Annotated in this window: 24 protein-coding genes; 14 read left to right on the top strand and 10 right to left on the bottom strand. The window is 73.0% G+C overall.

The features are described from left to right. The first annotated feature begins 2 nt into the window (after positions 1-2). Positions 3-770, top strand: a complete 768-nt coding sequence (locus tag IE145_RS00575) for a hypothetical protein (protein ID WP_189517782.1) — start codon at positions 3-5, stop codon at positions 768-770. An 88-nt stretch (positions 771-858) separates the two neighbouring features. On the opposite strand, the gene IE145_RS00570 is transcribed toward IE145_RS00575, so the two are convergent. Further along, positions 859-1392: a hypothetical protein gene (locus tag IE145_RS00570; protein ID WP_189517780.1), complete on the bottom strand. Its 534-nt coding sequence runs from the start codon at positions 1390-1392 to the stop codon at positions 859-861. 58 nt (positions 1393-1450) lie between these two features. Beyond that, complete coding sequence (locus IE145_RS00565; protein WP_189517778.1) at positions 1451-2566, bottom strand: magnesium and cobalt transport protein CorA; 1116 nt, start codon at positions 2564-2566, stop codon at positions 1451-1453. Positions 2567-3034: 468 nt separating this feature from the next. On the opposite strand from IE145_RS00565, the gene IE145_RS00560 reads away from it, so the two are divergent. Next, positions 3035-3619, top strand: coding sequence for a suppressor of fused domain protein (locus tag IE145_RS00560; RefSeq protein ID WP_189517776.1), 585 nt, complete (start codon positions 3035-3037; stop codon positions 3617-3619). A 36-nt stretch (positions 3620-3655) separates the two neighbouring features. Here IE145_RS00560 and IE145_RS00555 read toward each other — a convergent pair whose 3' ends face one another. Beyond that, entirely contained in the window at positions 3656-4894 is a 1239-nt protein-coding gene (locus IE145_RS00555; RefSeq protein WP_189517775.1) for an MFS transporter, read from the bottom strand. Between the two features lie 180 nt (positions 4895-5074). Between IE145_RS00555 and IE145_RS00550 the strand changes: the two genes are divergently transcribed. From IE145_RS00550 to IE145_RS00540, 3 genes are all read left to right on the top strand, one after another. Then, a complete protein-coding gene (locus tag IE145_RS00550) occupies positions 5075-5752 on the top strand; it encodes a DUF6758 family protein (RefSeq protein ID WP_189517773.1) in 678 nt (225 codons plus the stop codon). A gap of 99 nt (positions 5753-5851) precedes the next feature. Then, on the top strand, positions 5852-6718 hold the full coding sequence (locus IE145_RS00545; protein ID WP_189517771.1) for a PHP domain-containing protein: 867 nt from the start codon (positions 5852-5854) through the stop codon (positions 6716-6718). 141 nt (positions 6719-6859) lie between these two features. Beyond that, positions 6860-7465 carry a MarC family protein gene (locus IE145_RS00540; RefSeq protein ID WP_189517769.1) on the top strand — a complete coding sequence of 202 codons (606 nt, stop codon included), beginning with the start codon at positions 6860-6862 and terminating at the stop codon, positions 7463-7465. An 86-nt stretch (positions 7466-7551) separates the two neighbouring features. Here the strand turns inward: IE145_RS00540 and IE145_RS00535 are convergent, their stop codons facing one another. Then, entirely contained in the window at positions 7552-7704 is a 153-nt protein-coding gene (locus IE145_RS00535) for a DUF8834 family protein (RefSeq protein WP_006127395.1), read from the bottom strand. A 208-nt stretch (positions 7705-7912) separates the two neighbouring features. Here IE145_RS00535 and IE145_RS00530 point away from each other — a divergent pair, with 208 nt between their 5' ends. Continuing rightward, positions 7913-8833 (top strand): NYN domain-containing protein, encoded by a 921-nt coding sequence (locus IE145_RS00530; protein ID WP_189517767.1) that lies wholly within the window; start codon positions 7913-7915, stop codon positions 8831-8833. Between the two features lie 48 nt (positions 8834-8881). On the opposite strand, the gene IE145_RS00525 is transcribed toward IE145_RS00530, so the two are convergent. Then, complete coding sequence (locus IE145_RS00525; protein WP_189517765.1) at positions 8882-9739, bottom strand: alpha/beta fold hydrolase; 858 nt, start codon at positions 9737-9739, stop codon at positions 8882-8884. A gap of 134 nt (positions 9740-9873) precedes the next feature. After that, positions 9874-12255: a DEAD/DEAH box helicase gene (locus tag IE145_RS00520; RefSeq protein ID WP_229825148.1), complete on the bottom strand. Its 2382-nt coding sequence runs from the start codon at positions 12253-12255 to the stop codon at positions 9874-9876. A 314-nt stretch (positions 12256-12569) separates the two neighbouring features. On the opposite strand from IE145_RS00520, the gene IE145_RS00515 reads away from it, so the two are divergent. Next, positions 12570-13316 (top strand): ferritin-like fold-containing protein, encoded by a 747-nt coding sequence (locus IE145_RS00515; RefSeq protein ID WP_189517763.1) that lies wholly within the window; start codon positions 12570-12572, stop codon positions 13314-13316. Positions 13317-13330: 14 nt separating this feature from the next. Here the strand turns inward: IE145_RS00515 and IE145_RS00510 are convergent, their stop codons facing one another. The 4 genes from IE145_RS00510 to IE145_RS00495 all read right to left on the bottom strand — a co-directional run bounded on the left by IE145_RS00510 (position 13331) and on the right by IE145_RS00495 (position 15244). Next, positions 13331-13609 (bottom strand): hypothetical protein, encoded by a 279-nt coding sequence (locus IE145_RS00510; RefSeq protein ID WP_189517761.1) that lies wholly within the window; start codon positions 13607-13609, stop codon positions 13331-13333. A 241-nt stretch (positions 13610-13850) separates the two neighbouring features. Continuing rightward, positions 13851-14078, bottom strand: coding sequence for a DUF3107 domain-containing protein (locus tag IE145_RS00505; RefSeq protein ID WP_010061602.1), 228 nt, complete (start codon positions 14076-14078; stop codon positions 13851-13853). A 140-nt stretch (positions 14079-14218) separates the two neighbouring features. After that, positions 14219-14860: a TetR/AcrR family transcriptional regulator gene (locus IE145_RS00500; protein ID WP_098899267.1), complete on the bottom strand. Its 642-nt coding sequence runs from the start codon at positions 14858-14860 to the stop codon at positions 14219-14221. A gap of 168 nt (positions 14861-15028) precedes the next feature. Further along, positions 15029-15244 (bottom strand): Rv3202a family protein, encoded by a 216-nt coding sequence (locus IE145_RS00495; RefSeq protein ID WP_189517759.1) that lies wholly within the window; start codon positions 15242-15244, stop codon positions 15029-15031. A gap of 119 nt (positions 15245-15363) precedes the next feature. On the opposite strand from IE145_RS00495, the gene IE145_RS00490 reads away from it, so the two are divergent. The 7 genes from IE145_RS00490 to moeZ all read left to right on the top strand — a co-directional run bounded on the left by IE145_RS00490 (position 15364) and on the right by moeZ (position 24543). Next, a complete protein-coding gene (locus tag IE145_RS00490) occupies positions 15364-16329 on the top strand; it encodes an alpha/beta fold hydrolase (RefSeq protein WP_189517757.1) in 966 nt (321 codons plus the stop codon). 8 nt (positions 16330-16337) lie between these two features. After that, on the top strand, positions 16338-17789 hold the full coding sequence (locus IE145_RS00485; protein ID WP_189517755.1) for a DUF3152 domain-containing protein: 1452 nt from the start codon (positions 16338-16340) through the stop codon (positions 17787-17789). Between the two features lie 237 nt (positions 17790-18026). Next, positions 18027-19916, top strand: a complete 1890-nt coding sequence (locus IE145_RS00480) for a DUF3492 domain-containing protein (protein WP_189517753.1) — start codon at positions 18027-18029, stop codon at positions 19914-19916. Then, positions 19909-21198: a hypothetical protein gene (locus IE145_RS00475; protein ID WP_373296553.1), complete on the top strand. Its 1290-nt coding sequence runs from the start codon at positions 19909-19911 to the stop codon at positions 21196-21198. Before IE145_RS00480 ends, IE145_RS00475 begins: the two co-directional genes overlap by 8 nt. A 226-nt stretch (positions 21199-21424) precedes the next feature. Next, entirely contained in the window at positions 21425-22390 is a 966-nt protein-coding gene (locus tag IE145_RS00470) for an NAD-dependent epimerase/dehydratase family protein (RefSeq protein ID WP_189517751.1), read from the top strand. Next, positions 22378-23265, top strand: coding sequence for a spherulation-specific family 4 protein (locus IE145_RS00465; protein WP_189517748.1), 888 nt, complete (start codon positions 22378-22380; stop codon positions 23263-23265). The genes IE145_RS00470 and IE145_RS00465 overlap by 13 nt, the downstream gene beginning before the upstream one ends. A 99-nt stretch (positions 23266-23364) precedes the next feature. Continuing rightward, entirely contained in the window at positions 23365-24543 is a 1179-nt protein-coding gene (gene moeZ / locus IE145_RS00460; protein ID WP_189517746.1) for an adenylyltransferase/sulfurtransferase MoeZ, read from the top strand. The last annotated feature ends 35 nt before the right edge of the window (positions 24544-24578 follow it).

Genomic DNA, 24578 nt, shown 5'->3' with positions numbered 1-24578 from the left:
CCGTGACCTCTTTTGCCCCGGCCGTGCGGAACCATCGCCGGACCGCCCTCGCTCTCGTGCTGTGCGGAGGGCTCACCGTGGTCCTGGCCGCCTGCGGCACGGAGGAGGACCCGGACAAGGGGACCAACGGCGTCGCCAGACTCTCCGCCGCCGAGATCGACAAGAAGGCCAGAGCGGCGGCGGAAGCGGCCAGTGCCGTACGCCTGTCGGGCACGCTCGTCAGCAAGGGCGGCACCTACCGGCTGGAGATGAAGCTCAACGCGAAGGGCGGCATGGGGTCGGTGACCTCGAAGAAGCAGAGCTTCGCCCTGCTGCGGGTCGAGGACGAGCTCTTCCTCAAGGCGCCGGCCGAGTTCTGGACCCACGAGGGCAGCGAGGGCGGGAGCGAGACCGGCGACGTGGCCGCCGCCGACAAGCTGGGCGGCAAGTACGTGAAGGTCCCCGAGGGCGACCCCAGCTACCGTCAGTTGCGCGGCTTCACCGACAAGAAGGTCCTGCTGGACGGGCTCCTGGCGCTGCACGGCAAGCTGAACAAGGGCGGCCGGGACACGGTCGCCGGGCAGCGCACCATCCAGATCCTCGGCGGCAAGGGGGAAGGCGGGGCCTTCGACGTCTCGCTGGAGAAGGAGCCGTATCCGGTACGGGTGGCCCGGGCCGGCGGCGGGGGCACGGTCTCGCTGGCCGACTGGGGGCAGGCCTTCCCGCTGGAGGCCCCCGAGAAGGACGACACCGTCGACTACGGCGGGCAGCTCCCGAAGTCCTCCGGCTGAGCCGACGGCCTCAGTCCTCCGGCCGAGTCCTCCGCTCCGCGCCCCGGTCTGCGTCCTCCGGCCGGGCCGACGGCCCCCGCGGGGCCGCTCAGCCCTTCCGGCGGCGCTTCAGCAGCAGCCGGGGGACCGCCGCCGGGGCGGGCTCGCGGGTGGTGGCCGGGGTCGGCAGCGGAACGGCCGCCAGCGAGGAGTCCGGCAGCACGGTGCTCACCGCCTCCGGTGTCAGCCGCACCACCGTGCACGTGCGCGCCCACCGCTCGGGCATCGCCTCGGCGTCCGGCGCGTTCAGCCGCTTGCCCTTCAGCTCGGCGACCGCCGCCTCCCACTCCTCGGAGTGCGGCGCCAGGAAACGTACCGCCGCACTCCAGGCGACGATCCGGCCGCCCTTGTCCTTGCTGCGTACGGTCACCTCGGCGCGGCCCCCGTCGGCCAGGCCCCGAGGCAGCGGCTGCTCGCCGGGGCCGCCGCCGACCAGGAGCGCCGCGCCCTCGTGCCAGACGTGCCAGACGGCACGGGCGGGCCCGGAGCCCCGGACCCAGACCAGGCCCGACTTCTTGGTGGCCTCCTCGGCGAGGGCCCGCTCCAGCAGGCCGGCGGCGTCGGTCGCGGTGGCGTCAGTCATGGGCCGAGCTTAGACGGGCCCGAGGACCCCAGGGCCTCTCGTCCTGATGAGCCCGCGCTCACAGCCAGCCGTTGCGCTTGAGGATGCGGTGGATCGAGAAACAGACCACCCCGATGACGCCGAGCACCAGCGGATAGCCGTACCTCCACTCCAGCTCCGGCATGTGGTCGAAGTTCATGCCGTAGACCCCGCAGATCATCGTCGGCACGGCGATGATCGCCGCCCAGGAGGTGATCTTGCGCATGTCCTCGTTCTGCGTGACCGTCGCCTGCGCCAGATTGGCCTGGAGGATCGAGTTCAGCAGCTCGTCGAAGCCGAGGACCTCTTCCTGGACCCGGGCGAGGTGGTCGGCGACATCGCGGAAGTACTTCTGGATGTCGGGGTCGATCAGCCGCATCGGACGTTCGCTCAGCAGCTGCATGGGCCGCAGCAGCGGGGACACGGCCCGCTTGAACTCCAGGACCTCGCGCTTGAGTTGGTAGATCCGGCCGGCGTCCGAACCGCGTGCGGAGCCCTTCGCCGGGGTGGAGAAGACATCGATCTCCACCTCGTCGATGTCGTCCTGCACCGCCTCGGCCACCGCGATGTACCCGTCGACCACGTGGTCGGCGATGGCGTGCAGCACGGCGGACGGGCCCTTGGCGAGCAGCTCCGGATCGTCCTGGAGGCGGTGGCGCAGGGCGCGCAGGGAGCCCTGGCCGCCGTGCCGGACGGTGATGACGAAGTCCCGGCCCGTGAAGCACATCACCTCACCGGTCTCCACGACCTCGCTGGTGGCGGTGAGTTCGGCGTGCTCCACGTAGTGGATCGTCTTGAAGACGGTGAACAGCGTGTCGTCGTACCGCTCCAGCTTGGGCCGCTGGTGGGCGTGGACGGCGTCCTCCACCGCCAGCGGGTGCAGCCCGAACTCCCGGGCGATACCCGCGAATTCGGCCTCCGTCGGCTCGTGCAGACCGATCCAGGCGAAACCGCCCTCCTCCCGCACCTGGAGCATCGCCTCGTGCGGGGTCGGGGTGGCGGGCGTCACCAGTCGGCGGCCGTCGCGGTAGACCGCGCAGTCGACGACGGCGCTGGAGGCGGACGGGTCGCGGGTGGTGTCGTACGCGCTGTACGGGGCGCTGTTCTTACGGAGGGACGGGCGCACGGCGGCGCGCAGGTCACGGATCATCGACATGGCTGGCTCCTTCACGGAGGGCCGTCGGCGAGGGCGTGGAACAGCCCGGAATGGGGACGTGTGCTCACGTCCGCAAAGCGGGCTCCACCGCGCGGGCGCGATGACGGCGTTCGCTACAGACAGGCAAAAATGCGCTTCGGGCAGGCAGGAACGAAGGGCTCTTCCGTCACGCGAACCGCTGTCGGGAAGTCGTTCGGACACGACGGCGATGTCGGCCCCGGGCCACCGACGGGAGGCGTCGGATCAGCGGGAGAGGTGAGGCTCGGAAGAGCGGTCGGTACTGCACGGTCGACTTGGATCCATGGCAGTCCCCACCTCCTCCGGCCGGTCCCCCGTGGGGGACGACGTGTCGTCGGGACGAAGAAGAGCGACGCTTCTGCGTGCTGTCCCGACCGGCGGCCAGGCTATCAGCCGCTCAAGACCCAATCCCGTACTTTGCCCATTCACTACGCGATCTATGCTCGCCGCATGGCAGAAATTCTTCCGCTGGTCGAGGCCCGGCTCCGCTCCGCCCTCGGGGAGCCGGACGCCCGCGCCGACGTGACGTTCCTCGGCACGGACCGCATCCAGGTGCTCCGCTTCCTCGACGGCGACATCGTGCGCTACGCGACGCTCGGCATGTCGGGCGCGCCGATGGCCGATCCGACCTCGCCGCTCGCCGACCCCGTGAAGGGGCCCCGCGCCGAGCTGATCCTGTCCGTACGGGGCGGAATCGCCGACACCGACCAGGTGCTGCGCCCGCTCGCCGTACTGGCCGCCTCCCCGCAGGTCGAGGGGCTGATCGTGGCCCCGGGCGCCTCGCTGGACCTGGGTGAACCGCTGTGGACCGGGGCGCCGTTCACCTCGGTCCTGGTCGCGGAGCCCGGCGGGCTGGTGGAGGACCTGGAGCTGGACGCGCCGATGGACCCGGTCCGCTTCCTGCCGCTGCTGCCGATGACGCACAACGAGGCCGCCTGGAAGCGGGTGCGCGGTGCGCAGGAGCTCCAGGAGCGGTGGCTGACGCACGGTACGGACCTGCGCGATCCGCAGCGCACGTCCGTACCGCTGGACTGACCGGCTCCTCTGCTGACCGGTTCCTCTGCTGGGCGGTCAGTCGGCGAAGACCGTCACGCCGTCCTCCAGCGCGTGGACCGGCTCCAGTTCCTCGGCCTCGTGGGTCAGTGCCGTACGCCGTACTCCCACGACGGCCGCTCCGGCCAGGGCGGCGAGCGCGGCCACCACGAACGGGACGTGGCTGTCGGTCCACTCCTCGATCTTCGGGGCGAGGAAGGGGGCGGCCGCCGCGGCGAACCAGCGGACGAAGTTGTAACCGGCGCTGGCCACGGGCCGCGGGGCGTCGGAGACCCCGAGGGCCAGCTCGGTGTAGACGGTGTTGTTCATGCCGATGAACGCGCCGGAGACGATCGTGGCGACGATCGCCGTGGTGTGGCTGCCGTAGCCGAGGACCAGCAGGTCGGCGGCGAGCAGGACCAGCGAGGCCCCGAGCACCTTGAGCGAGCCGAAGCGGCGCTGGAGGCGCGGGGCGACCAGCACGGAGAAGACGGCGAGCAGCAGGCCCCAGGCGAAGAAGACCGCGCCCGACGTGTACGGGGTCATGTCCAGCACGAACGGCGTGAAGGCCAGGACCGTGAAGAAGGCGTAGTTGTAGAAGAACGCCGAGGCCGCCACCGAGGCCAGCCCGCCGTGGCCCAGCGCCTTCACGGGATCGAGCAGCGAGGTCCTGACGGCGGGCTTCGGCTGTTCCCCGAGGAACGCGGCGATGCAGAGGAAGCCGATCGCCATCAGGGCCGCCGTGCCGAAGAACGGGTAGCGCCAGCTGGCGTCCCCCAGCAGCGCGCCGAGCAGCGGCCCGCACGCCATGCCGAGGCCGAGCGCCGACTCGTACAGCAGGATCGCCGCCGCGCTGCCGCCCGCCGCCGCTCCGACGATCACCGCGAGGGCGGTCGAGACGAAGAGGGCGTTGCCCAGGCCCCAGCCGGCCCGGAAGCCGACCAGTTCGGCGACGGAGGACGAGGTGCCGGAGAGCGCGGCGAAGACGACCACCAGCGCGAGACCGGCCAGCAGGGTCTTGCGGCCGCCGATGCGGCTGGAGACGAAGCCGGTGACCAGCATCGCGAACGCGGTGATCAGGAAGTACGAGGTGAACAGCAGCGACACCTGGCTCGCCGAGGCGTCGAGGCCCCGGGCGATGGACGGCAGGATCGGGTCCACCAGGCCGATCCCCATGAAGGCCACGACCGAGGCGCCCGCAGTGGCCCAGACGGCCTTCGGCTGACGCAGGATGCCGCCTCCCGCCGCGCCTTCGTCGAACGGATCCTCTCCCCGCATGGGCTGTCTCCTTCTCTTCCGGCCTTCTCCGTCCGGCCTCGCAGGGCCGATGCGCTGGACACAGGATAATTTAGACAATCTAATAAATGCAAGCTACACCTATTTTCCCGGGTCAGGACCACGCTGCGGACGGGTGATCGTCCTTGACGGGAGGACCGGCGGAGAGGACGGTTGGTCCTTATGAGGGGCGAACCCAGTTGCCCGAAGTGCGGTGGCCGGGTCAGGGCGCCCGGTCTCTTCGCCGACGCCTGGCAGTGCTCCGTGCACGGCCAGGTCCACCCGATGCAGCCGGTCGTCCCACCCAGCGTCGAGGCGCTCGGCGTCGTGGTGCACCGCACCCAGGTCCCCGTCTGGATGCCCTGGCCGCTCCCCGTGGGCTGGCTGTTCACCGGGGCCGCCAGCGCGGGCGACGACCGCAGCGGCGGACGCGCCAGCGCCGTGGCCTGCTCCGGACCCGGCCCGCTGGGCGGGATGGGCGAGCTGCTCCTCGTCGCCGAGGAGCTCGGCGTCGGACTCGGCGCCCGGTACGCCGGCATCGAGGGCCCCGACCCCGGCCACCACCTGAACGTCGACTCCGCCCCCGACGCCAAGGTCCACGCCGCCGGCCGCCCCACCCCGCTCTGGCACGTCAGGAACGCCCCGGAGGACCGCGCCGTCTTCGCCGGAGAGGCGCGAGGGCTCTGGCTCTGGGCGATCCTGTGGCCCGAGCAGTCCGGGCTCCTGATGTACGACGAACTCGTCCTCACCGATCTGCGGGACGCCGGGGGAGAGGTCGACCTCGTCCCCTGCGGCGCGCTCACCCCACGCCTCCTCACCACCCCGGAGACGCCGCCCCGGCAGGGGAAGAGCGAGCGGTAGATCACGTCGAGCGGAGGGCTTTCGCGGCCTGAGGTCCGGCGGGCGACGGTTATCCTTGAGCGGTCCCCCGTCCGCCCGCGAGCCCCGGAGTCAGCCGTCGTGCGTATCGACCTGCACACCCACTCCACCGCGTCGGACGGCACGGACACCCCCGCCGAGCTGGTGGCCAACGCCGCCGCCGCGGGCCTGGACGTCGTCGCGCTCACCGACCACGACACCGTGGGCGGCCACAAGCAGGCCATCGACGCACTGCCCGAGGGGCTCACCCTCGTCACCGGCGCCGAGCTCTCCTGCCGCGTCGACGGCGTGGGCATGCATCTGCTCGCCTACCTCTTCGACCCGGCCGACGCCGAGCTGGAGCGCGCCCGGGAACTCGTCCGCGACGACCGCGTGCCGCGCGCCCAGGAGATGGTCCGCAAGCTGCGCGCCCTCGACGTCCCCATCACCTGGGAGCAGGTCGCCCGCATCGCCGGGGACGGCTCGGTCGGCCGCCCGCACGTCGCCGCCGCCCTCGTCGAACTCGGCGTCGTGCCCACCGTCTCCGACGCCTTCACGCCCGACTGGCTGGGCAACGGCGGCCGGGCGTACGCCGAGAAGCACGAGTTCGACCCCTTCGAGGCCGTCCGCCTGGTGAAGGCGGCGGGCGGGGTCGCCGTCTTCGCCCACCCGGGCGCGGTGAAACGCGGCGCGGTCGTCCCCGAGTCCACGATCGTCGCCCTCGCCGAGGCGGGCCTCGACGGCATCGAGGTCGACCACATGGACCACGACGGGCCCACCCGGGCCCGGCTGCGCGGCCTCGCCCGCGAGCTGGGGCTGCTCACCACCGGCTCCAGCGACTACCACGGCAGCCGGAAATCCGTCGAGCTCGGCGCGTTCACCACCGACCCCGAGATCTACGGCGAGATCACCCGGCGCGCCACCGGAGCCTTCCCGGTGCCGGGCGCCGGCGGAGCCGACCGCCGCTGAGGCTCGCCGCACCCTTCGCCGTACCCCGTTCTTCTCCCCGCGCGCCCCGTGCGTGCCGTCGCGTGCCCGACGCACCGTGACGCCCGCTGCCCGGACCCGCGCCCCCTCCGTACCACCCGCTCATCTCTCGCAAGGCTCACTGTGTTCGACGTCGCTGTCTTCGGATCCCTTTTTCTCACCCTATTTGTGATCATGGACCCGCCCGGGATCACGCCGATCTTCCTCGCGCTCACCGCGGGCCGCCCCGCCAGGGTGCAGCGCAAGATGGCGCTCCAGGCGGTCGCGGTCGCGTTCGGCGTGATCGCCGTCTTCGGTCTGCTCGGTCAGCAGATCCTCGACTACCTGCATGTCTCCGTGCCCGCGCTGATGATCGCGGGCGGGCTCCTGCTGCTGCTCATCGCGCTCGACCTGCTGACCGGCAAGACGGACGAGCCGACGCAGACCAAGGACGTCAACGTGGCGCTCGTACCGCTGGGCATGCCGCTGCTCGCCGGACCCGGCGCCATCGTCTCCGTCATCCTCGCGGTGCAGCACGCCGACGGCGTGGGCGGCCAGCTCTCGGTGTGGTCCGCGATCGTCGCCATGCACGTGGTGCTCTGGCTGACCATGCGCTACTCGCTGGTCATCATCCGCGTGATCAAGGACGGCGGCGTGGTGCTGGTGACCCGGCTCGCGGGCATGATGCTCTCCGCCATCGCCGTCCAGCAGATCATCAACGGTGTCACCCAGGTCATCCAGAACTCCTGAGCAGGCTCCTCGAAGGGCCCCGCACACCACAGCACCCCCGCACGGACGTTCCGTGCGGGGGTGCCTCGTCTCTGCAACGTCAGGTGTTACGAGGCCGAACTGTCGGCCGGCCGGATGTAGATGCGCTGGCCTGTCGCCGCGGCCTGCTGCACGATCCGGTTGACGGAGGCGGCGTCCACGACGGTGCTGTCCACGGCGGTACCGTCGACGTCGTCGAGTCGCATGATCTCGAAGCGCACAGTGCTTCCCTTCGTCTGATCCTCCTGCTGGAGAACTGCTGGCGCCGAGGGGGCGTCCCCACCGGCAAGACTAGGAACGCGGGGTTTCCCTCGCGTTCCACAAGGGTGACAACGAGATGCCCCTTGCAAACATTCCCTACGCTAAGGAAATTTTTTGGATGTCTAACTACCCGTCGGTAGCCACACCGCCACAGACCACGAGGTTCGCATGAACGAGGCGGACCCGCAGCTCATCGGGGGCACCGGAGAGGCCGGCCTCGGCGCCCGCCTGGACCGCACCAACGAGCTGCTCCAGCGCATGCTCGTCGAGGTGGCGAAGACCCCCTCGACGCACGCCATCTTCGTGGACGCCGGCTACGTCTACGCCGCGGCCGGGCTGCTCGTCACCGGCACCGAGGACCGGCGCTCCTTCGACCTCGACGCCGAAGGGCTGATCGAGGCCTTCATCGACAAGGCCCGCACGATCTTCGCGGACAGCAGGCTGCTGCGCGTCTACTGGTACGACGGGGCCCGCCGCCGTATCCACACCACCGAGCAGCAGGCCATCGCCGAACTCCCCGACGTCAAGGTGCGGCTCGGCAACCTCAACGCCAACAACCAGCAGAAGGGCGTCGACTCGCTCATCCGCACCGACCTCGAATCCCTCGCCCGGCACCGCGCCATCAGCGACGCGGCGCTCGTCGGCGGCGACGAGGACCTGGTCTCGGCGGTCGAGGCCGCCCAGGGGTACGGGGCCCGCGTCCACCTCTGGGGCATCGAGGCCGCCGAAGGCCGCAACCAGGCCGAACCCCTGCTCTGGGAGGTCGACAGCCAGCGCACCTTCGATCTCGACTTCTGCCGCCCCTACGTCACCCGGCGCCCCGTCACGACGTACGAGGACGACACCCCGGCCCCCTCCCGGGAGGACGTCCGCTTCGTCGGCGCGCAGATCGCGGCCGCCTGGCTCGCCGCCCGGGGCCGGGAATCCCTCGCCGACCTGCTGCCCGGCCATCCCTACCTGCCGGGCTCCGTCGACCAGGACCTCCTGGTGGAGGCCGAGCGGCTGCTCCAGCACTCGCTGCGCGGCCACGCGCATCTGCGGCGGGCGCTCCGCGACGGCTTCTGGCAGCACCTCCAGGCGCAGTACTGACGCGGCGGCTTTTCGAGCGGTACGGGCGGCAGGCCGTCGGTGGGCCGGTCAGGCGTCCGGCAGGCCGTCCCAGAACGCGGCCAGCGCCTTCGCGGTCTCCTGCGGGCGGGCGGTGTTGGGGGAGTGCTCGGCGCCGGCGATCGTGGTGCGGCGGGCGCCGAGACGCCGGGCCATGGCGTCGAACAGCTCCACCGGCCATACGTCGTCGCGCTCCCCGGACAGCACATGGACGGGCAGCCCGACGGCGGCCAGCTCGTCCACCCGGTCCGGCTCGGCCGTCAACTGGGCCCCGGTGGCGATCAACTGCGCCGGGTTGTGAGCCAGCCAGCGGCGGCGCATGTCCGCGCCGTCGCCGGTGTCCGCGTCCTGCGGGGGATCCAGCGCCTGCATCGCCTGCCACACCTCGTCCATGGACAGCACGGCCAGCGCGTCGCTCAGCATCTTCACCTTGTCCCGCTGCGCCGCGACGACCTCGGCCGGGCCCGAGGACATGAGCGTCAGGGAACGGAACGGGGCGGCGTCCAGCAGGACGGCGGCGCGGGCGATCTGGCCGCCGAGCGAGTGCCCGAGCAGGTGCAGGCCCCCCGGCGCCTCACCCAGGGCCGCCGCCTGGGCCAGCACATCACGCGCCAACTCGCCCTGGGCGTAACTCTCCTGACGGTCCGTCCCCGGAGATTCGTACTGCCCCCGACCATCCACGGCGATGACCCGGTAGCCCGCCCCGGTCAGCGGTTCCAGCAGCGCGACGAAGTCCTCCTTGCTGCCGGTGTAGCCGGGCAGCAGCAGGGCGGTGGCCCGGGCCGGGGTGCGCGGGACGGCGTCCAGGACGGCGAAGTCGCCGCGCTCGGTGGCCAGGACGCGGGCGTCGGCGCAGGGCGGCGGGGTGAAGGTCGGCGGGCGGCTCATACGGCGAGGCTATCCCCGCCGCCCCGGGCCCGCCGCGCCCGGGGCGGCCTTCCGGACGACGAACGGCCCCGGCCCCCGCGGAGTGCGGGGGCCGGGGCCGTGGTCGTGCCTGTCGTGCGGGGTCGCCCGAAGCGTCAGCCCTCGGTCGTCGCCGATGCGGCGCCCGCGGGGCGGGTGGCCCGGCGGCGGCGCGGCTTCGGCTCGGCGGCGGCCTCGCTCACCACGGCCTCGGCGGCGGAGACCACGGCGGCCTCCTGCGTCGCGGTCGAGGTGACGCTGCGGGTGGCGCGGCGGCGGCGCGGCTTGGCCTCCGCCCCGTCGGCCGGAGCCTCGACGGCGGGCTGCTCGGCGGCGACGGCCTTCGGCGCGGCCTTGGCCTTCTTCGCCGGGGCCTTCTTCTCCGCGGGCTCCGCCGTCTCCGCCTTCGCGCGGGACTTCGTCGCCCTGGCCGTCCGGGCCTTCGGCTCGGCGGCCGGCGTGGACTCGGCGGCCTGGCCCTCGGCCTTGGGCTCGGCCTTCGCCTTCGACTCCGTCCTCGGCTTCGTGGTGCGGGCCGGGCGGCGACGCGTCTTGACCTCGGGCTCCGGCTCGGCGGCCGGGGCGATCTGGAAGTCGACCTCGTCGGCCGGCTTCACGATCCGGGTGCGACGGCGCGGCCGGACGGCCTTCGGCTCGGCGACCGGCTCGACGGCACCCGCCGCGACGGCCACCGTCTGGAAGTCGACCGGGGCCGGGGCGGCCGGAGCGGCGGCGACGGGCGCGGCCGTCTCCTCGGTCACCGGCTTCGCCGCGGCGCGGCTGCGACGACGGCGCGGCTTGGTCTCCGCGACCGCCTCCGCGACCGGCTCCGCCGCGGGTGCGGCCTCGGCCACGGGGGCGGGAACCGCCGGAGGCTCGGCGACCGCCACGGCCGCCTCGGTGGCAGCGGCCTCGGCCGCGCCGGCCCGCGTACGGCGGCGACGGCGCGGCGTACGCGGCGCCTCGGGCGCCTCGTCACCGGCCGGGGCGACCGGGGTGGCCTCCTTGGCGGGTGCGGGCACCGTCGCGGCGTCCGCCTCCGTGCCGGCCCCGCCACGGGTGCGGCGGCGCTGGCGCGGCGTACGGGTGCGGGGCTCGCGCTCCTCACGGGCGGGTGCCGACGCGGCGGCCTTGCGGCCGCGGCCGCCGGTCTCGCCGAGGTCCTCGACCTCTTCGGCGCGCAGGCCCGCACGGGTCCGCTCGGCACGCGGCAGTACACCCTTGGTGCCGGCCGGGATGCCCAGCTCCTCGAAGAGGTGCGGCGAGGTGGAGTACGTCTCCGGCGGGTCCGGGAACTTCAGGTCCAGGGCCTTGTTGATCAGCTGCCAGCGCGGGATGTCGTCCCAGTCGACCAGCGTGATCGCGGTGCCCTTGGCCCCCGCGCGGCCGGTGCGGCCGATGCGGTGGAGGTAGGTCTTCTCGTCCTCCGGCGACTGGTAGTTGACGACGTGGGTGACACCCTCGACGTCGATACCGCGCGCGGCGACGTCGGTGCAGACCAGGACGTCGACCTTGCCGTTGCGGAAGGCGCGCAGCGCCTGCTCGCGGGCGCCCTGGCCGAGGTCGCCGTGGACCGCGCCGGAGGCGAAGCCGCGCTTCTCCAGCTGCTCGGCGATGTCGGCGGCCGTGCGCTTCGTCCGGCAGAAGATCATCGCGAGCCCGCGGCCGTCGGCCTGGAGGATGCGGGCGAGCATCTCCGGCTTGTCCATGTTGTGGGCGCGGTAGACGTGCTGGACCGTGTTCTTCACGGTCGTGCCCTCGTCGTCGGGCGACGTGGCGTTGATGTGCGTCGGCTGCGACATGTAGCGGCGGGCGAGGCTGATGACGGCACCGGGCATGGTGGCCGAGAACAGCATCGTCTGGCGCTTGGCCGGCAGCATCGTGATGATGCGCTCGACGTCGGGCAGGAAGCCCAGGTCCAGCATCTCGTCGGCCTCGTCGAGGACGAGCCCGCGGATGTGGGAGAGGTCGAGCTTGCGCTGGCCCGCCAGGTCCAGCAGGCGGCCCGGGGTGCCGACGATCACGTCGACGCCCTTCTTGAGGGCCTCGACCTGGGGCTCGTACGCCCGGCCGCCGTAGATCGCGAGAACGCGGACGTTACGGACCTTGCCGGCCGTGAGCAGGTCGTTGGTGACCTGGGTGCACAGCTCGCGGGTGGGGACGACGACGAGCGCCTGCGGCGCGTCGGTCAGCTGCTCGGGCTTGGCCCGCCCCGCCTCGACGTCGGCGGGGACGGTCACGCGCTCCAGGAGCGGGAGACCGAAGCCGAGCGTCTTTCCGGTGCCGGTCTTGGCCTGGCCGATGACGTCGGAGCCGGAGAGGGCGACGGGGAGCGTCAGCTCCTGGATGGGGAAGGGGGACGTGATGCCGACCGCCTCAAGGGCTTCGGCCGTCTCGGGAAAAATGCCGAGGTCGCGGAACGTAGTCAGGGTGCTGCCTCTTCTGTGAGACGCGGTCCGAGGCGAACGCTGGGGGTCGTACCGTGCCGGGTTGGTCATCCGGCCGTGGTGGCCGGGTGGCGCGGGACCACTGCCGTCGCTCGAGCGCTCGTGCCGCTGAGGGGGCCCCTCATCTGCAGTCATACGTGTCGTACGCACCGCGTGGAGGGCTGTCGGGTCGGAGCCGATCGGGCCTCCGACCGGGCATCCTCATTCAAAGGGCGCGCCCCTGGCACAGCACAGTGCTCAGTAAGCGCAATACCACTGTACCCCGGATTCGCGCATGTGTGTTGGACGAATTCATCGGAACGGTATGGCGGCCCCGGCTGACCAGGCCCTTCCGCCCTGCGCGCGGAGGGCTATCGTTCCGTTTCATGGAGACGCCAGACCACGCCACCGACACCCCCGCCGACTCTTCCGGAGCCACCGGGATCGCCACCCAGGACTGGGCCACCGCGGCCACGGACCCGCAGTACCGCGCCGCCGTCGTGGACCTGCTCGGCGCCCTCGCCTACGGAGAGCTGGCGGCCTTTGAACGGCTGGCCGAGGACGCGAAGCTCGCGCCGACCCTCGGGGACAAGGCGGAGCTGGCGAAGATGGCCGCCGCCGAGTTCCACCACTTCGAGCAGCTGACCGAGCGGCTCACCGCGGTCGACGAGGAGCCGACCGCCGCGATGGAGCCGTTCGCCAAGGCGCTCGACGACTTCCACCGCCAGACCGCCCCGTCCGACTGGCTGGAGGGCCTGGTCAAGGCGTACGTCGGCGACTCGATCGCGAGCGACTTCTACCGCGAGGTCGCGGCCCGGCTCGACACCGACACCCGCTCCCTCGTGCTGTCCGTGCTCGACGACACCGGCCACGGGAACTTCGCCGTGGAGAAGGTGCGCGCCGCCATCGAGGCCGACCCCCGGGTCGGCGGGCGGCTCGCGCTCTGGGCCCGCCGGCTGATGGGCGAGGCGCTCTCGCAGGCCCAGCGGGTGGTCGCCGACCGCGACGCCCTCTCGACGATGCTGGTGGGCGGCGTCGCGGACGGCTTCGACCTGGCCGAGGTGGGCCGGATGTTCTCCCGGATCACCGAGGCCCACACCAAGCGGATGGCCGCTCTCGGCCTGGCCGCGTAACGCCGCGGGCGGGGCTACTGGGCCTGGGCCGCCGCCGACCGGTTGAGGCGGCGGCCGCGTGGCCGGATCAGGAGCGAGAGCGTCACCGCTCCGACGGACACGGCTCCGATCAGCGTCGCCAGGGCATGGCCGGGACCCAGCGCGGCATGTGTCAGATACGCGCCGAAGAGGGCACCCAGCGTGCCGGTGAGATAAACCGCACGGCCGGCCGGCAGGCGGTCGGCCAGTGATCGGAGCGCCATCCAGGACAGGGCCAGTCCGAGCACGGCGGCGCCGAAGGATTCCCAGATCACAGAGGATCACCTCGCGGGGGTGTGCGGGGCGGGCAAATCGGTCGTAGGCGGTACTACCCCCCGGCGGCGGCGAGCAACCCTCCGACGGCTCCTTCCGGCCCGTACGGGAACGGGAGAAGCGGACATCCCGTGCACGCGGCGGCCCCGCACACCCGCAACGCCGTACGCGACACAGGAGCGGCCCGGCGGGATGTTCCCGCCGGGCCGCTCCTGTGATCGCCTGATCAACGCGTCCCGTGGACTACAGCGCCCCGAACCCCACCCGCCGGGTGGTCGGCTCACCGATCTCCACATACGCGATCCGGTCGGCCGGCACGAGGACCTTGCGGCCCTTGTCGTCCGTGAGGCTGAGCAGCTCCGCCTTGCCGCCCAGTGCCGCGGCGACCGCGCTCTCGACGTCCTCGGCGGAAAGCCCGCTCTCCAGAACGATCTCGCGGGGCGTGTGCTGCACCCCGATCTTGACCTCCACGGCTATGTCCCTCCGACGGTCAGTCCCTGCGCGGCGAACCGCGCCGTACGCAGCCACATTAGCCCGGCGGAAGCGGCGCTCAGGGCCCGACCGGCAACGCCCGCAGCGAACACGGCGTCAGGCGTCCCGGCGCGGAGGGGTCAGTGCTGCTCGACACCGTGCAGCGGGAAGCCCGCGATGCCCCGCCAGGCCAGCGAGGTGAGAAGCTGCACGGCCGTGTCCCGGGGGATGGAGGACCGGCTGGAGAGCCAGTAGCGGGCCACCACCTGGGAGACTCCGCCGAGCCCGACCGCCAGCAGCATGGACTCGTCCTTGGACAGGCCCGTGTCCCCGGCGATCACGTCGGAGATGGCCTCCGCGCACTGGAGCGACACCCGGTCCACCCGCTCGCGCACGGCGGGCTCGTTGGTCAGGTCGGACTCGAAGACCAGCCGGAACGCGCCGCCCTCGTCCTCCACGTACGCGAAGTAGGCGTCCATCGTCGCCTCGACGCGCAGCTTGTTGTCCGTCGTCGAGGCCAGCGCCGTGCGGACGGCCTGGAGCAGCGACTCGCAGTGCTGGTCGAGCAGGGCCAGATACAGCTCCAGCTTCCCGGGGAAGTGCTGGTAGAGCACCGGCTTGCTGACCCCGGCCCGCTCGGCGATGTCGTCCATCGCGGCGGAGTGGTAGCCCTGCGCGACGAAGACCTCCTGCGCGGCGCCCAGCAGCTGATTGCGTCGGGCGCGGCGGGGCAGGCGGGTGCCCCGCGGGCGCGCCGCCTCTGTCTGCTCGATGGCTGTCACGCCGCCTCCCAAATATGTGTTCCAGCACAGCCGGTCCGTGCACGCTGCGCCGTACTGCCATCGTACTTTTGGGTAACCCGGGAGTGCGCGGCGCGGACGCAGAATTTCATGGACCGGACGGCTGTGGAAGCCACAGTTCTTTGCGGTCGTGAGTAAAACCGGGGCGTTTCAGCGGTAATCGTCCTCGTCCAGGGGAATCACCCTGCGCTGTTCCGCGACGTCGGCCTCGTTGGCGGCGGCCGGGTCGACGATCCCGGTCCGTTCGTCGTGCTCCGGCCGGACGTCCGCACGCTGCTCGGCGGCGTCGGCCTCCGGGGCCTCCGGCCCCGGCTCGTCCGGCTCCGCGCTCTCGAAGGTGTCCGGGTCGCTCGGGTCGACCGTCATGTGGCAGCTCCCTTCCTGTCGTTCCCCCTGAAGCCTAGGAGCTACGCGTCTACCCCGCGATGCGGCCTTGTGACGGCGAACACATGAATCAGTGCGTGATCGTCTCGTAACATTGGCGCATGTCTTCGACCGAGCTGCCGGGTGTCCAGGCCGCCGCCGCCGCGGTGGCCCCCACGGTCAGTGCCGTCCGGGTCGCCGACGGCGAACGGCTGCGTTCCGTGTCCCTCCCGGGGATCGGTCTGAACATCCGCTGCCGGCCGGGGGACCGGCCCGGACTGCCTCCCGCGCTGTACGTGCACGGGCTCGGCGGATCGTCGCAGAACTGGTCCGCGCTGATGCCGCTGCTCTCCGGCCTGGTCGACGGGGAAGCGGTCGACCTGCCCGGATTCGGGGATTCGCCGCCGCCCGACGACGGCAACTACTCGGTGACCGGACACGCCCGTGCGGTGATCCGGCTGCTGGACGCGGAGGAGCGGGGCCCCGTCCATCTCTTCGGCAATTCGCTGGGCGGCGCGGTCGCCACCCGCGTCGCCGCCGTCCGCCCCGACCTGGTGCGCACCCTCACCCTGATCTCGCCCGCCCTGCCGGAGTGGCGGGTGCAACGGCCGGCCGTCCCGACCGGTCTGCTGGCGGTGCCGGGGGTCGCTTCCCTGTTCGCCCGGCTCACGAAGGACTGGACGGCGGAGCAGCGGACGCGTGGAGTCATGGCACTCTGTTACGGCGATCCGGCACGGGTCTCCGAGGAAGCCTTCCGCCATGCGGTGGCCGAGATGGAGCGCCGGCTGGAGCTGCCGTATTTCTGGGACGCGATGACGCGTTCGGCCCGGGGCATCGTCGACGCGTACACCCTGGGCGGCCAGCACGGACTGTGGCGCCAGGCCGAGCGGGTGCTCGCACCGACCCAGCTCGTGTACGGCGGACGGGACCAGCTCGTCTCGTACCGGATGGCACGCAAGGCGTCCGCGGCCTTCCGCGACGCCCGGCTGCTGACCCTGCCCGACGCGGGGCACGTGGCGATGATGGAGTACCCGGAGGCGGTCGCCCAGGCGTTCCGGGAACTGCTGGACGATAGCGGCGGGAGCTGATCCGGGGCGTGGGACGACACAGTCGAAAGGGCTCCGGGGCGATCCGCCCGGACGTGACAGCTGCGGAGCCGGGCGGTGAGCGCGCCGCGGCGCGTCCCGCGTCCGGCACCGGCCGCCGCAGGCGGACCGCGGACGGGCAAAACCTGTTCTCCCCGCTGACCGGTGACGGGCAGGGCCCGCTCCCGCCCGACGCCCCGCAGGTGCGCGGCGGCCACCCCGAACAGCGCGAGGGGGGCGGCGGCTGGGGCGGCACCCGGAGCACCGGCCCGCAGCCCCGTTACGGACAGGGGCTCGGCGTCCCCGCCCCCCACGGCGCCCCGCATCCGCAGACGCCCCACCAGTACCCCGGCCCGGACGGCCGTCCCGGCGGGTCCGCCGGGCCCCTCGGATCCCAGGACGCCGCCGCCCGGCAGCAGGCCGTGGCCCGCCAGGTCTCCGCCCAGCGCGCGGCCCAGCGCGCCGCGGACGGCCGGGCCGCACAGCAGCAGCCCGCCGGACCCCCGGTGCCGGGCCCGCGCCAGGAGTTCCTGGAGGCCTTCGACGCCGAGGCCCCCGGGACCACGTCCGCGCCGTCGGCCGGCGGCCCCGAAGGCCCGGACGACGGCGAGGCGGCGGAGCCCGACGAACGGGCCGCGCCCCGGGGCGGCAGGGGGCGGACCTTCACCGGGATCGCCGCCGCCGCGGTGACCACCGTGCTCGCGGTCGTCGTCGCCGGCCAGGTCGCCGAGGACTCCGGTGACCGCGCCGCGGAGGCGCGCGCCGGCGAGGTGGAGCGGCAGGGCCCGGGCGAAGAGGCCTCCCGCTCCGACGCCCGCCCGACCCCGGAGCAGCCCGCGCCGAAGCCCGAGGTCAAGCCCCTCTCGTACGCGGACAGGATGGCGCAGCCGTATCCGATCGCCGCCGACCTCAGGGGGAGCGGGGAGTTCGAGGCGGTGCCCGGTCTGGCCAAGGCCCCCGGCAAGGGGCAGAAGCACCGCTACCGCATCGACGTGGAGAAGGGGATCGGCCTCGACGCCGGCCTGTTCGCCGAAGCCGTGCAGAAGACGCTCAACGACGACCGGAGCTGGGCGCACAACGGCGCGATGACGTTCGAGCGCATCTCGTCGGGTCAGCCGGACTTCGTGATCACCCTCGCCAGCCCCGGGACCACCGGCGACTGGTGTGCCAAGTCCGGTCTGGACACCACGATCGACAACGTCTCCTGCGACTCCGCGTCGACCGACCGCATCATGATCAACGCCTATCGGTGGGCCCAGGGCGCCGCCACCTTCGGCCCGGACAAGCTGCTGCCCTACCGGCAGATGCTCATCAACCACGAGGTCGGCCACCGGCTCGGCTACAACCACGTGAACTGCCGCACGCCCGGCGCCCCGGCCCCGGTCATGCAGCAGCAGACCAAGACGCTCGAACTCGAAGGCATCAAGTGCAAGCCCAACCCCTGGGTGCACCCCAAGGGCTGATGCCTCAGGGCCCCTCGGCCGGCCATCAGGAGTTGGCCCGGGCCTGACCCTCCGTGACAACCGACCGCCGTATCGCGACGGAACGCGACCGGTGCGGGAAAGTTACGACGGTTCACCCCTTTCGGTGGTGCGACGGACAACCGTCCGTCGCACCACCGGCGTATCCGCATAACGTCGTCCCGCTGTGAGTCGCCGGTTCAACGGCGGCCGCCCACAAGGGAGATCGGGGGTGTACTCGTGCGGATCGGACTGCTCACCGACGGTGGCTATCCGTATGCGACCGGTGAGTCCAGACTCTGGTGCGACCGACTGGTGCGCGGGTTGCCGCAGCACGAGTTCGACCTGTTCGCGCTGAGCCGCTCCGCCCACCAGGAGGCCCAGGGCTGGGTCCAACTGCCGTACCAGGTCAGCCGGGTGCGCACCGCGCCGCTGTGGACCACCGAGGACGGCACCCTGCACGGCAGCGGCGAACGCGGCCTGCTGGCGCGGCTGGTGACCGGCGGCGAGCAGTCCTACGGGCGGCGCGAACGCAAGCGCTTCACCGAGCACTTCACCGCCCTCGCCACCGCGGTCTGCACCCCCGACCCGGCCGGTACGGCACCGGGCGCGGGCCCCGGCGCCGAGCTCTTCACCACCGGCCTCCACGGGCTGGCCGAGCTGGCCCGTGAGCGCGGCGGACTCCACCTCGCCCTGCGCTCCGAGACCACCGTGCGGATCCTGGAGGCGGCCTCCCGCGCCCACGGCACCGGCCGGACCGTGCAGAGCGCCGGCGTCCCCGACCTCCTCGCCTTCGCCGCCGAGCTGGAACGCGCGCTGCGCCCGCTCTCACTCGACTGGTACGACCAGGAGAGCCTCGGCGCGGTCGACCTCTGCCATGCGGCCTCCGGCGGGGCGGCCGCCCTCCCGGGACTCCTGGCCAAACGCTTCTTCGGGGTGCCGCTGCTGGTCACCGAGCACGGCGTCCCGCTGCGCGCGCACTACCTGGCCGCCGCGTCCGGCACCCCGTACGGAGCCCCCGTGCGCGCCCTCCTCGCCGCGTTCCACGGCCGCCTCGCCACCGAGATCTACCGGCAGGCCGCGCTCGTCACCCCCGGCAACACCCACGTCCGCCGCTGGCAGCAGCGCTGCGGAGCCGATCCCGCCAAGCAGCGCACGGTCTACCCGGGCATGGTCGCCGAGCGCTTCGCCCCGGTCGGCGAGGACGCCGAACGGCTCGGCCCGGCGGGCGGGAACGCCGAGGCGGGCGGCCCCGACACGCTGGTCTGGGTCGGCCGGATCGAGCCCGCCAAGGACCTGATGGCCCTCCTCCACGCCTTCGCCGAGGTCCGCCGCGCACGGCCGACCGCCCGGCTGCGGATCTTCGGCGTCCCGGCGGAGGGCGACGAGGCCGCCACCTACCTCGCGCACTGCACGGCCCTGGCCGCCCAGCTCTTCCCGGACGAGGCCACCGGCGCCCACACCGAGGTCCGCGGCCCGGTCACCTTCGAGGAGATCGGCGGCCCCGAGATCCCCGGTCTCGCCGAGGCGTACGGGGCGGGCGGCGTGGTCGTCCTCTCCAGCACCGTCGAGGGCTTCCCGGTCAGCCTCGTCGAAGCCATGTTCTGCGGCCGGGCCACCGTCTCCACCGACGTGGGCGCGGTCGTCGAAGTCATCGGCGGCACCGGTCTGGTGGTGCCCCCGCGCAACCCCAAGGCGCTCGCGGACGCCTGCGTCGCGCTGCTGCGCGACCCCGAGCGCCGGGCCCGGCTGGGCGCCGCCGCCCGGGCGCGCGCGCTCGAACTCTTCACCGTCGAACAGAACCTCGCGGCATTTCGCGGCATCTACCTGGAGCTGATGTCGCACAACCCGGTGCGCCGGGAGGCCGACACGGTGGACGCCCACGGCGACCCGCTGCCGTTCGCCACCCCACCGGAGGCCCGCTTCCCCGGCCACTGGACCCAGCCCGCATCCCACCTCCGGCCGCCGGAGGACCCGGAGCGCTCCGTGGACGTGCCCGGTCGGGCCGCCCCGGCCGGAGCCCGGCTGCCGGACCGGCCCGGCGAGCCCGAGCCGGAGCACGCCCGGCAGCCGGAGCCCGAGAGCCTCTGCGCGGTGGCGGCGGGCCCGGCGGGGGACGGCGATGCGTGACCGCCCGGCCCTTGACGCCTCGGCCCTCGATGTCCCGGCCCACCACGCCTCGGCCCTTCAGGGCCCGACGCTCCACGACTCGACGCTTCACGACCACGGAGACCTCCCGATGACCCGTCCGGACGACCCGGCGACGCCCCCCGCTGCCGCCCCGGAACGCCCCGCGGAGATCCCGCTCCGCGCCCCGGCCCGCCGGGCGCCGGGCGCCACCGCCCGGCGGGGTCCGGCCGACCCGGTGAAGACCCTGCTGCACGACCACCGCGACCTGTGCGAACGCGCCGTGGACCCGCTGGAGATCGCCGCCGGTCTGGAGGCCCACGGACTCACCGACCGCACCGCCGCCCGCTACCGCCACCGGGACGTCTTCGCCCTCGCCGAGGAGCTGTACGCCCGCATACCGCCCAGGACGCACGATTCCGCCACCGGTAGCCCCCCGGGCCCCGGTCCCGACACCGAGGCGCGGGCCGCCTGGACGCTCCTCGCCCTGCTGCCCGGGGCCGCCTGCCTGGCGACCGCCGGGGTGCTCCGCGTCACCGAGGGCCTCCTCGGCGACGGAGTGCGGGCGCTCGTCACGGTCGCCGGCGCGCTGCTCGCCTGCCTGGCGCTCCGGGCGTGCCTGGGCCGCGGTCCCCTGCGCGCCCCCGAAGGAGCGGGCCGCGCCGGGATGTACGCCTGCTGGCTCCTCAGCTACACCGTGTACGGCGAGGAGCTGCTCGCCCAGGTCATGACCGGCGGCCCGGACGGCCCGTGGGGCGGCAGCCCCGCCCCGCTGCTCGGCCTCGCCGCCGCCATCGCCCCGGCAGCCTGGTGCGCCCACCTCTTCACCGTCCGCGCCCACCGCAAACTGTCCGGCAGCCGCGCCCTGGAGGAGTTCGGCGCGGGCGTGCGCCCCCTGCTCCTGACGGCCGTCTGCCTCTTCCTCGGCGCGCTGCTGCCCCTGCTGTACCTGGCCGACCTCGGCCTCGGCGGGGGAGGCGTGCCCGTGGCGGCAGTCGCCCTGGGGGTGCTGTTCTTCGTGGCCCGGCTGCTCGCCGCACACGGACTGCCCGAGCCGGGCACCGTCGCGCTGGCCGGTGCGTGCGCCGTGGAGGCCGGTGCACCCGCCCTCGTCCTCGCCGCCCGGCTCCCCGGGCTCGAACCCCTTGCCCAGCCTGTGAACGCCCTCGTCTCGACAGGCGGGACAGGGGCCGTGTCCGCCCTCGCCTGCGGCGGGGCCGCGCTCGGACTGCTGCTGCACGCCGCCCTCGCGCTCTCCCGGGCCTCCGCCCACACCCGGAGCTGAGGGCCCGGCGGACCCGAGGGCCGGCCGCCCCACCGACGTACCACCCACGTACCACCGACTCACCGCCCACGTACCACTCACGTACCACCCCGCACCACTCCCGCGGAGCCGACGCCGCGGGCCCGTCCCGGCACCGTACGACCGACTGACTGACCTAGGAGAAACCCGCCATGACCCCCCAATCCCCCGCACCGGCAGTGAGCCGTCGGCACCGAGGCGGTGCGCGATGAGGGTGCTGCTGCTCGGAGCCAACGGATTCCTCGGCCGCTTCGTCGCCGACCGTCTCCTCGCCGACCCCGCCGTTCACCTCACGGCCCTCGGGCGCGGCGACGACGCCGACGTCCGGTTCGACCTCGCGGGCGGCAGCCCCGGGGCCCTCACCCGCTTCCTGGACGCCGTCCACCCCGGGGTCGTCGTCAACTGCGCGGGCGCCACCCGCGGCAACGCCCGCGACCTCACCCGGCACAACACCGTCGCCGTCGCCACCGTCTGCGAGGCGCTGCGCCGCAGCGGCTGCGGGGCCCGGCTCGTCCAGGTCGGCTGTGCCTCGGAGTACGGGCCCTCGCAGCCCGGCTCCTCCACGGCCGAGGACGCGGTCCCGCGCCCCGGCGGCCCGTACGGGGTCAGCAAGCTCGCCGCCACCGAGCTGGTCCTCGGCTCCGGCCTCGACGCGGTGGTCCTGCGGGTCTTCTCGCCGGTCGGCCCCGGCACCCCGGCGGGCTCCCCGCTCGGCCGGCTCGCCGAGGCGATGCGCCGGGCCATGCAGGCGGGCGACGGCGAGCTGAAGCTCAGCGGACTCGGTGTGCAGCGGGACTTCGTCGACGTGCGGGATGTGGCGCGGGCCGTCCACGCCGCCTCGCTCTCCGCCGCCCAGGGCGTCGTCAACATCGGCACGGGGCGCGCCGTCCGGCTCCGGGACACCGCCGCCGTACTCGCCCGCGTCGCCGGATACGCGGGCGCGCTCCACGAGCTGGACTCACCCCCGCAGCGGCTGCCCATCGGGGCCCCGCGCACCTCCGCCGAGTCCGTCATGGAACACCTCTCCGCCACCCCGTCCCCGTATCCGGACGGCTGCGGCGCCTGGCAGCAGGCCGACGTCCGCACCGCGCGGGACCGCCTCGGCTGGCGGCCCCGCATCAACCTGGAGGAGTCCCTCGCGGACATCTGGATGGAGGCGGCGTGCCGTATCTGACCGCCCCCGCCGACGCCCGCCGGACCGCGGGCGGCGAACAGCTCGGCTTCGGCGTCCCCGGTTACGCCCACCCGCTCCTCGCCCCCGCCGAATGGGCCGAGCTGGCCCGCCCCGGCACCCCGCTGCACTGGGCCGTCCTCAACATCGCGAACGGCCCCGGCTCCCGGCCCGACCCGCACTGCCTGGAGGCGGCGGGCCGGCTGCGCAACGCCCGCGAGCGCGCCCTGCACGGGGCGGCCCCGAACGACAGCGTCCGCGCCGTCGGCGGCCGGCTGCTGGGCCACCTCGACCTGGCCCACGGCGAGCGGCCCTTCGACGAACTGATCGCGGACGCCCGGTCCTTCATCGACTGGTACCGCATCGGCGGCTTCTACCTCGCCCGCTGCCCGGCCGACCGCGACCGCCTGCCCGCCGTCCGGCGGCTCACCGGCACCCTGCACGCCCTGCTGGCGGAGAGCGACAGCGCGGACGACGGGGGCCGCCTGGTGCTGGGCCACGGCAGCCACCCGTACCCCGGGTACGCGGAGGCCGCCGACCAGCTGGTCACCTTCCAGGGTCCCTGGACCGACTACCGCTGGTCCCAGGTGGCCGAGTGGACGGCCGACTACCCGCCGGAGCGGTTCGCCCACTTCGTCCACGGGGTCCCGCGCACCCATCTGGAGGAGGCCATGCGGATCGCCCGCTGGCAGGGCGCCGGGACGATCTTCTTCACCGACCGGAGCGACCGGAGCGACCGGAGCGACCGGAGCCACCGGAGCGACCGCGACGGCTCGGACAGCCGGGACGGTCGAATGGCGCAAAGTGATCCATTTGCGGCGCTGCCCAGTTACTGGGACGAAATCGTCTCGCGGATCGGACCAGGTATCTCGGAATGAGGAGGGGCGTGGCAGTGTTACGAGGAGAACAACCGTACGTAGTCGACCGTAAGAAGCCGGTCTACGTAGAATCCGACCACCTGCATTGTTGAGGTTCCTGTGTCGCTGCCACCCCTGGTCGAGCCAGCTGCTGAGCTCACCGTCGACGAGGTCCGCAGGTACTCCCGCCACCTGATCATCCCGGATGTCGGGATGGACGGACAGAAGCGCCTGAAGAACGCCAAGGTGCTGTGTGTCGGCGCCGGCGGCCTCGGCTCGCCGGCCCTGATGTACCTGGCCGCGGCCGGTGTCGGCACGCTCGGCATCATCGAGTTCGACGAGGTCGACGAGTCGAACCTGCAGCGCCAGATCATCCACAGCCAGTCCGACATCGGCCGCTCCAAGGCGCAGTCGGCCAAGGACTCGGTGCTCGGCATCAACCCGTACGTGAACGTCATCCTCCACGAGACGCGGCTCGAGGCCGACAACGTGCTGGAGATCTTCGCGCAGTACGACCTGATCGTGGACGGCACGGACAACTTCGCCACCCGCTATCTCGTCAACGACGCCGCGGTGCTGCTGAACAAGCCGTACGTGTGGGGCTCGATCTACCGTTTCGACGGCCAGGCCTCCGTGTTCTGGGCCGAGCACGGCCCCTGCTACCGCTGCCTCTACCCGGAGCCCCCGCCGCCGGGCATGGTCCCCTCCTGCGCCGAGGGCGGCGTGCTGGGCGTGCTCTGCGCGTCCATCGGCTCCATCCAGGTCAACGAGGCCATCAAGCTGCTCGCCGGCATCGGTGACCCGCTGGTCGGCCGGCTGATGATCTACGACGCCCTGGAGATGCAGTACCGCCAGGTCAAGGTCCGCAAGGACCCCGACTGCGCGGTCTGCGGCGAGAACCCCACCGTCACCGAGCTCATCGACTACGAGGCCTTCTGCGGCGTCGTGTCCGAGGAGGCCCAGGAGGCGGCGGCCGGTTCCACGATCACTCCCAAGCAGCTCAAGGAGTGGATCGACGGCGACGAGAAGATCGAGATCATCGACGTCCGCGAGCCGAACGAGTACGAGATCGTCGCGATCCCCGGCTCCCGGCTGATCCCGAAGAACGAGTTCCTCATGGGCAACGCCCTCCAGGACCTCCCGCAGGACAGGCGCATCGTCCTGAACTGCAAGACGGGTGTCCGCAGCGCCGAGGTCCTCGCGGTCCTCAAGTCCGCGGGCTTCGCCGACGCGGTGCACGTGGGCGGCGGCGTGATCGGCTGGGTCAACCAGATCGAGCCCGCGAAGCCGGTCTACTAGTACCCGCATGACGTTCGAGGGGCCGGTCCGCGCAG

Source organism: Streptomyces sindenensis, assembly GCF_014649035.1.
GTDB classification, from domain to species: domain Bacteria; phylum Actinomycetota; class Actinomycetes; order Streptomycetales; family Streptomycetaceae; genus Streptomyces; species Streptomyces sindenensis.
The sequence above is the reverse complement of the archived record's forward strand: the minus strand, read 5'-3'. Positions and strand labels throughout refer to the sequence as shown.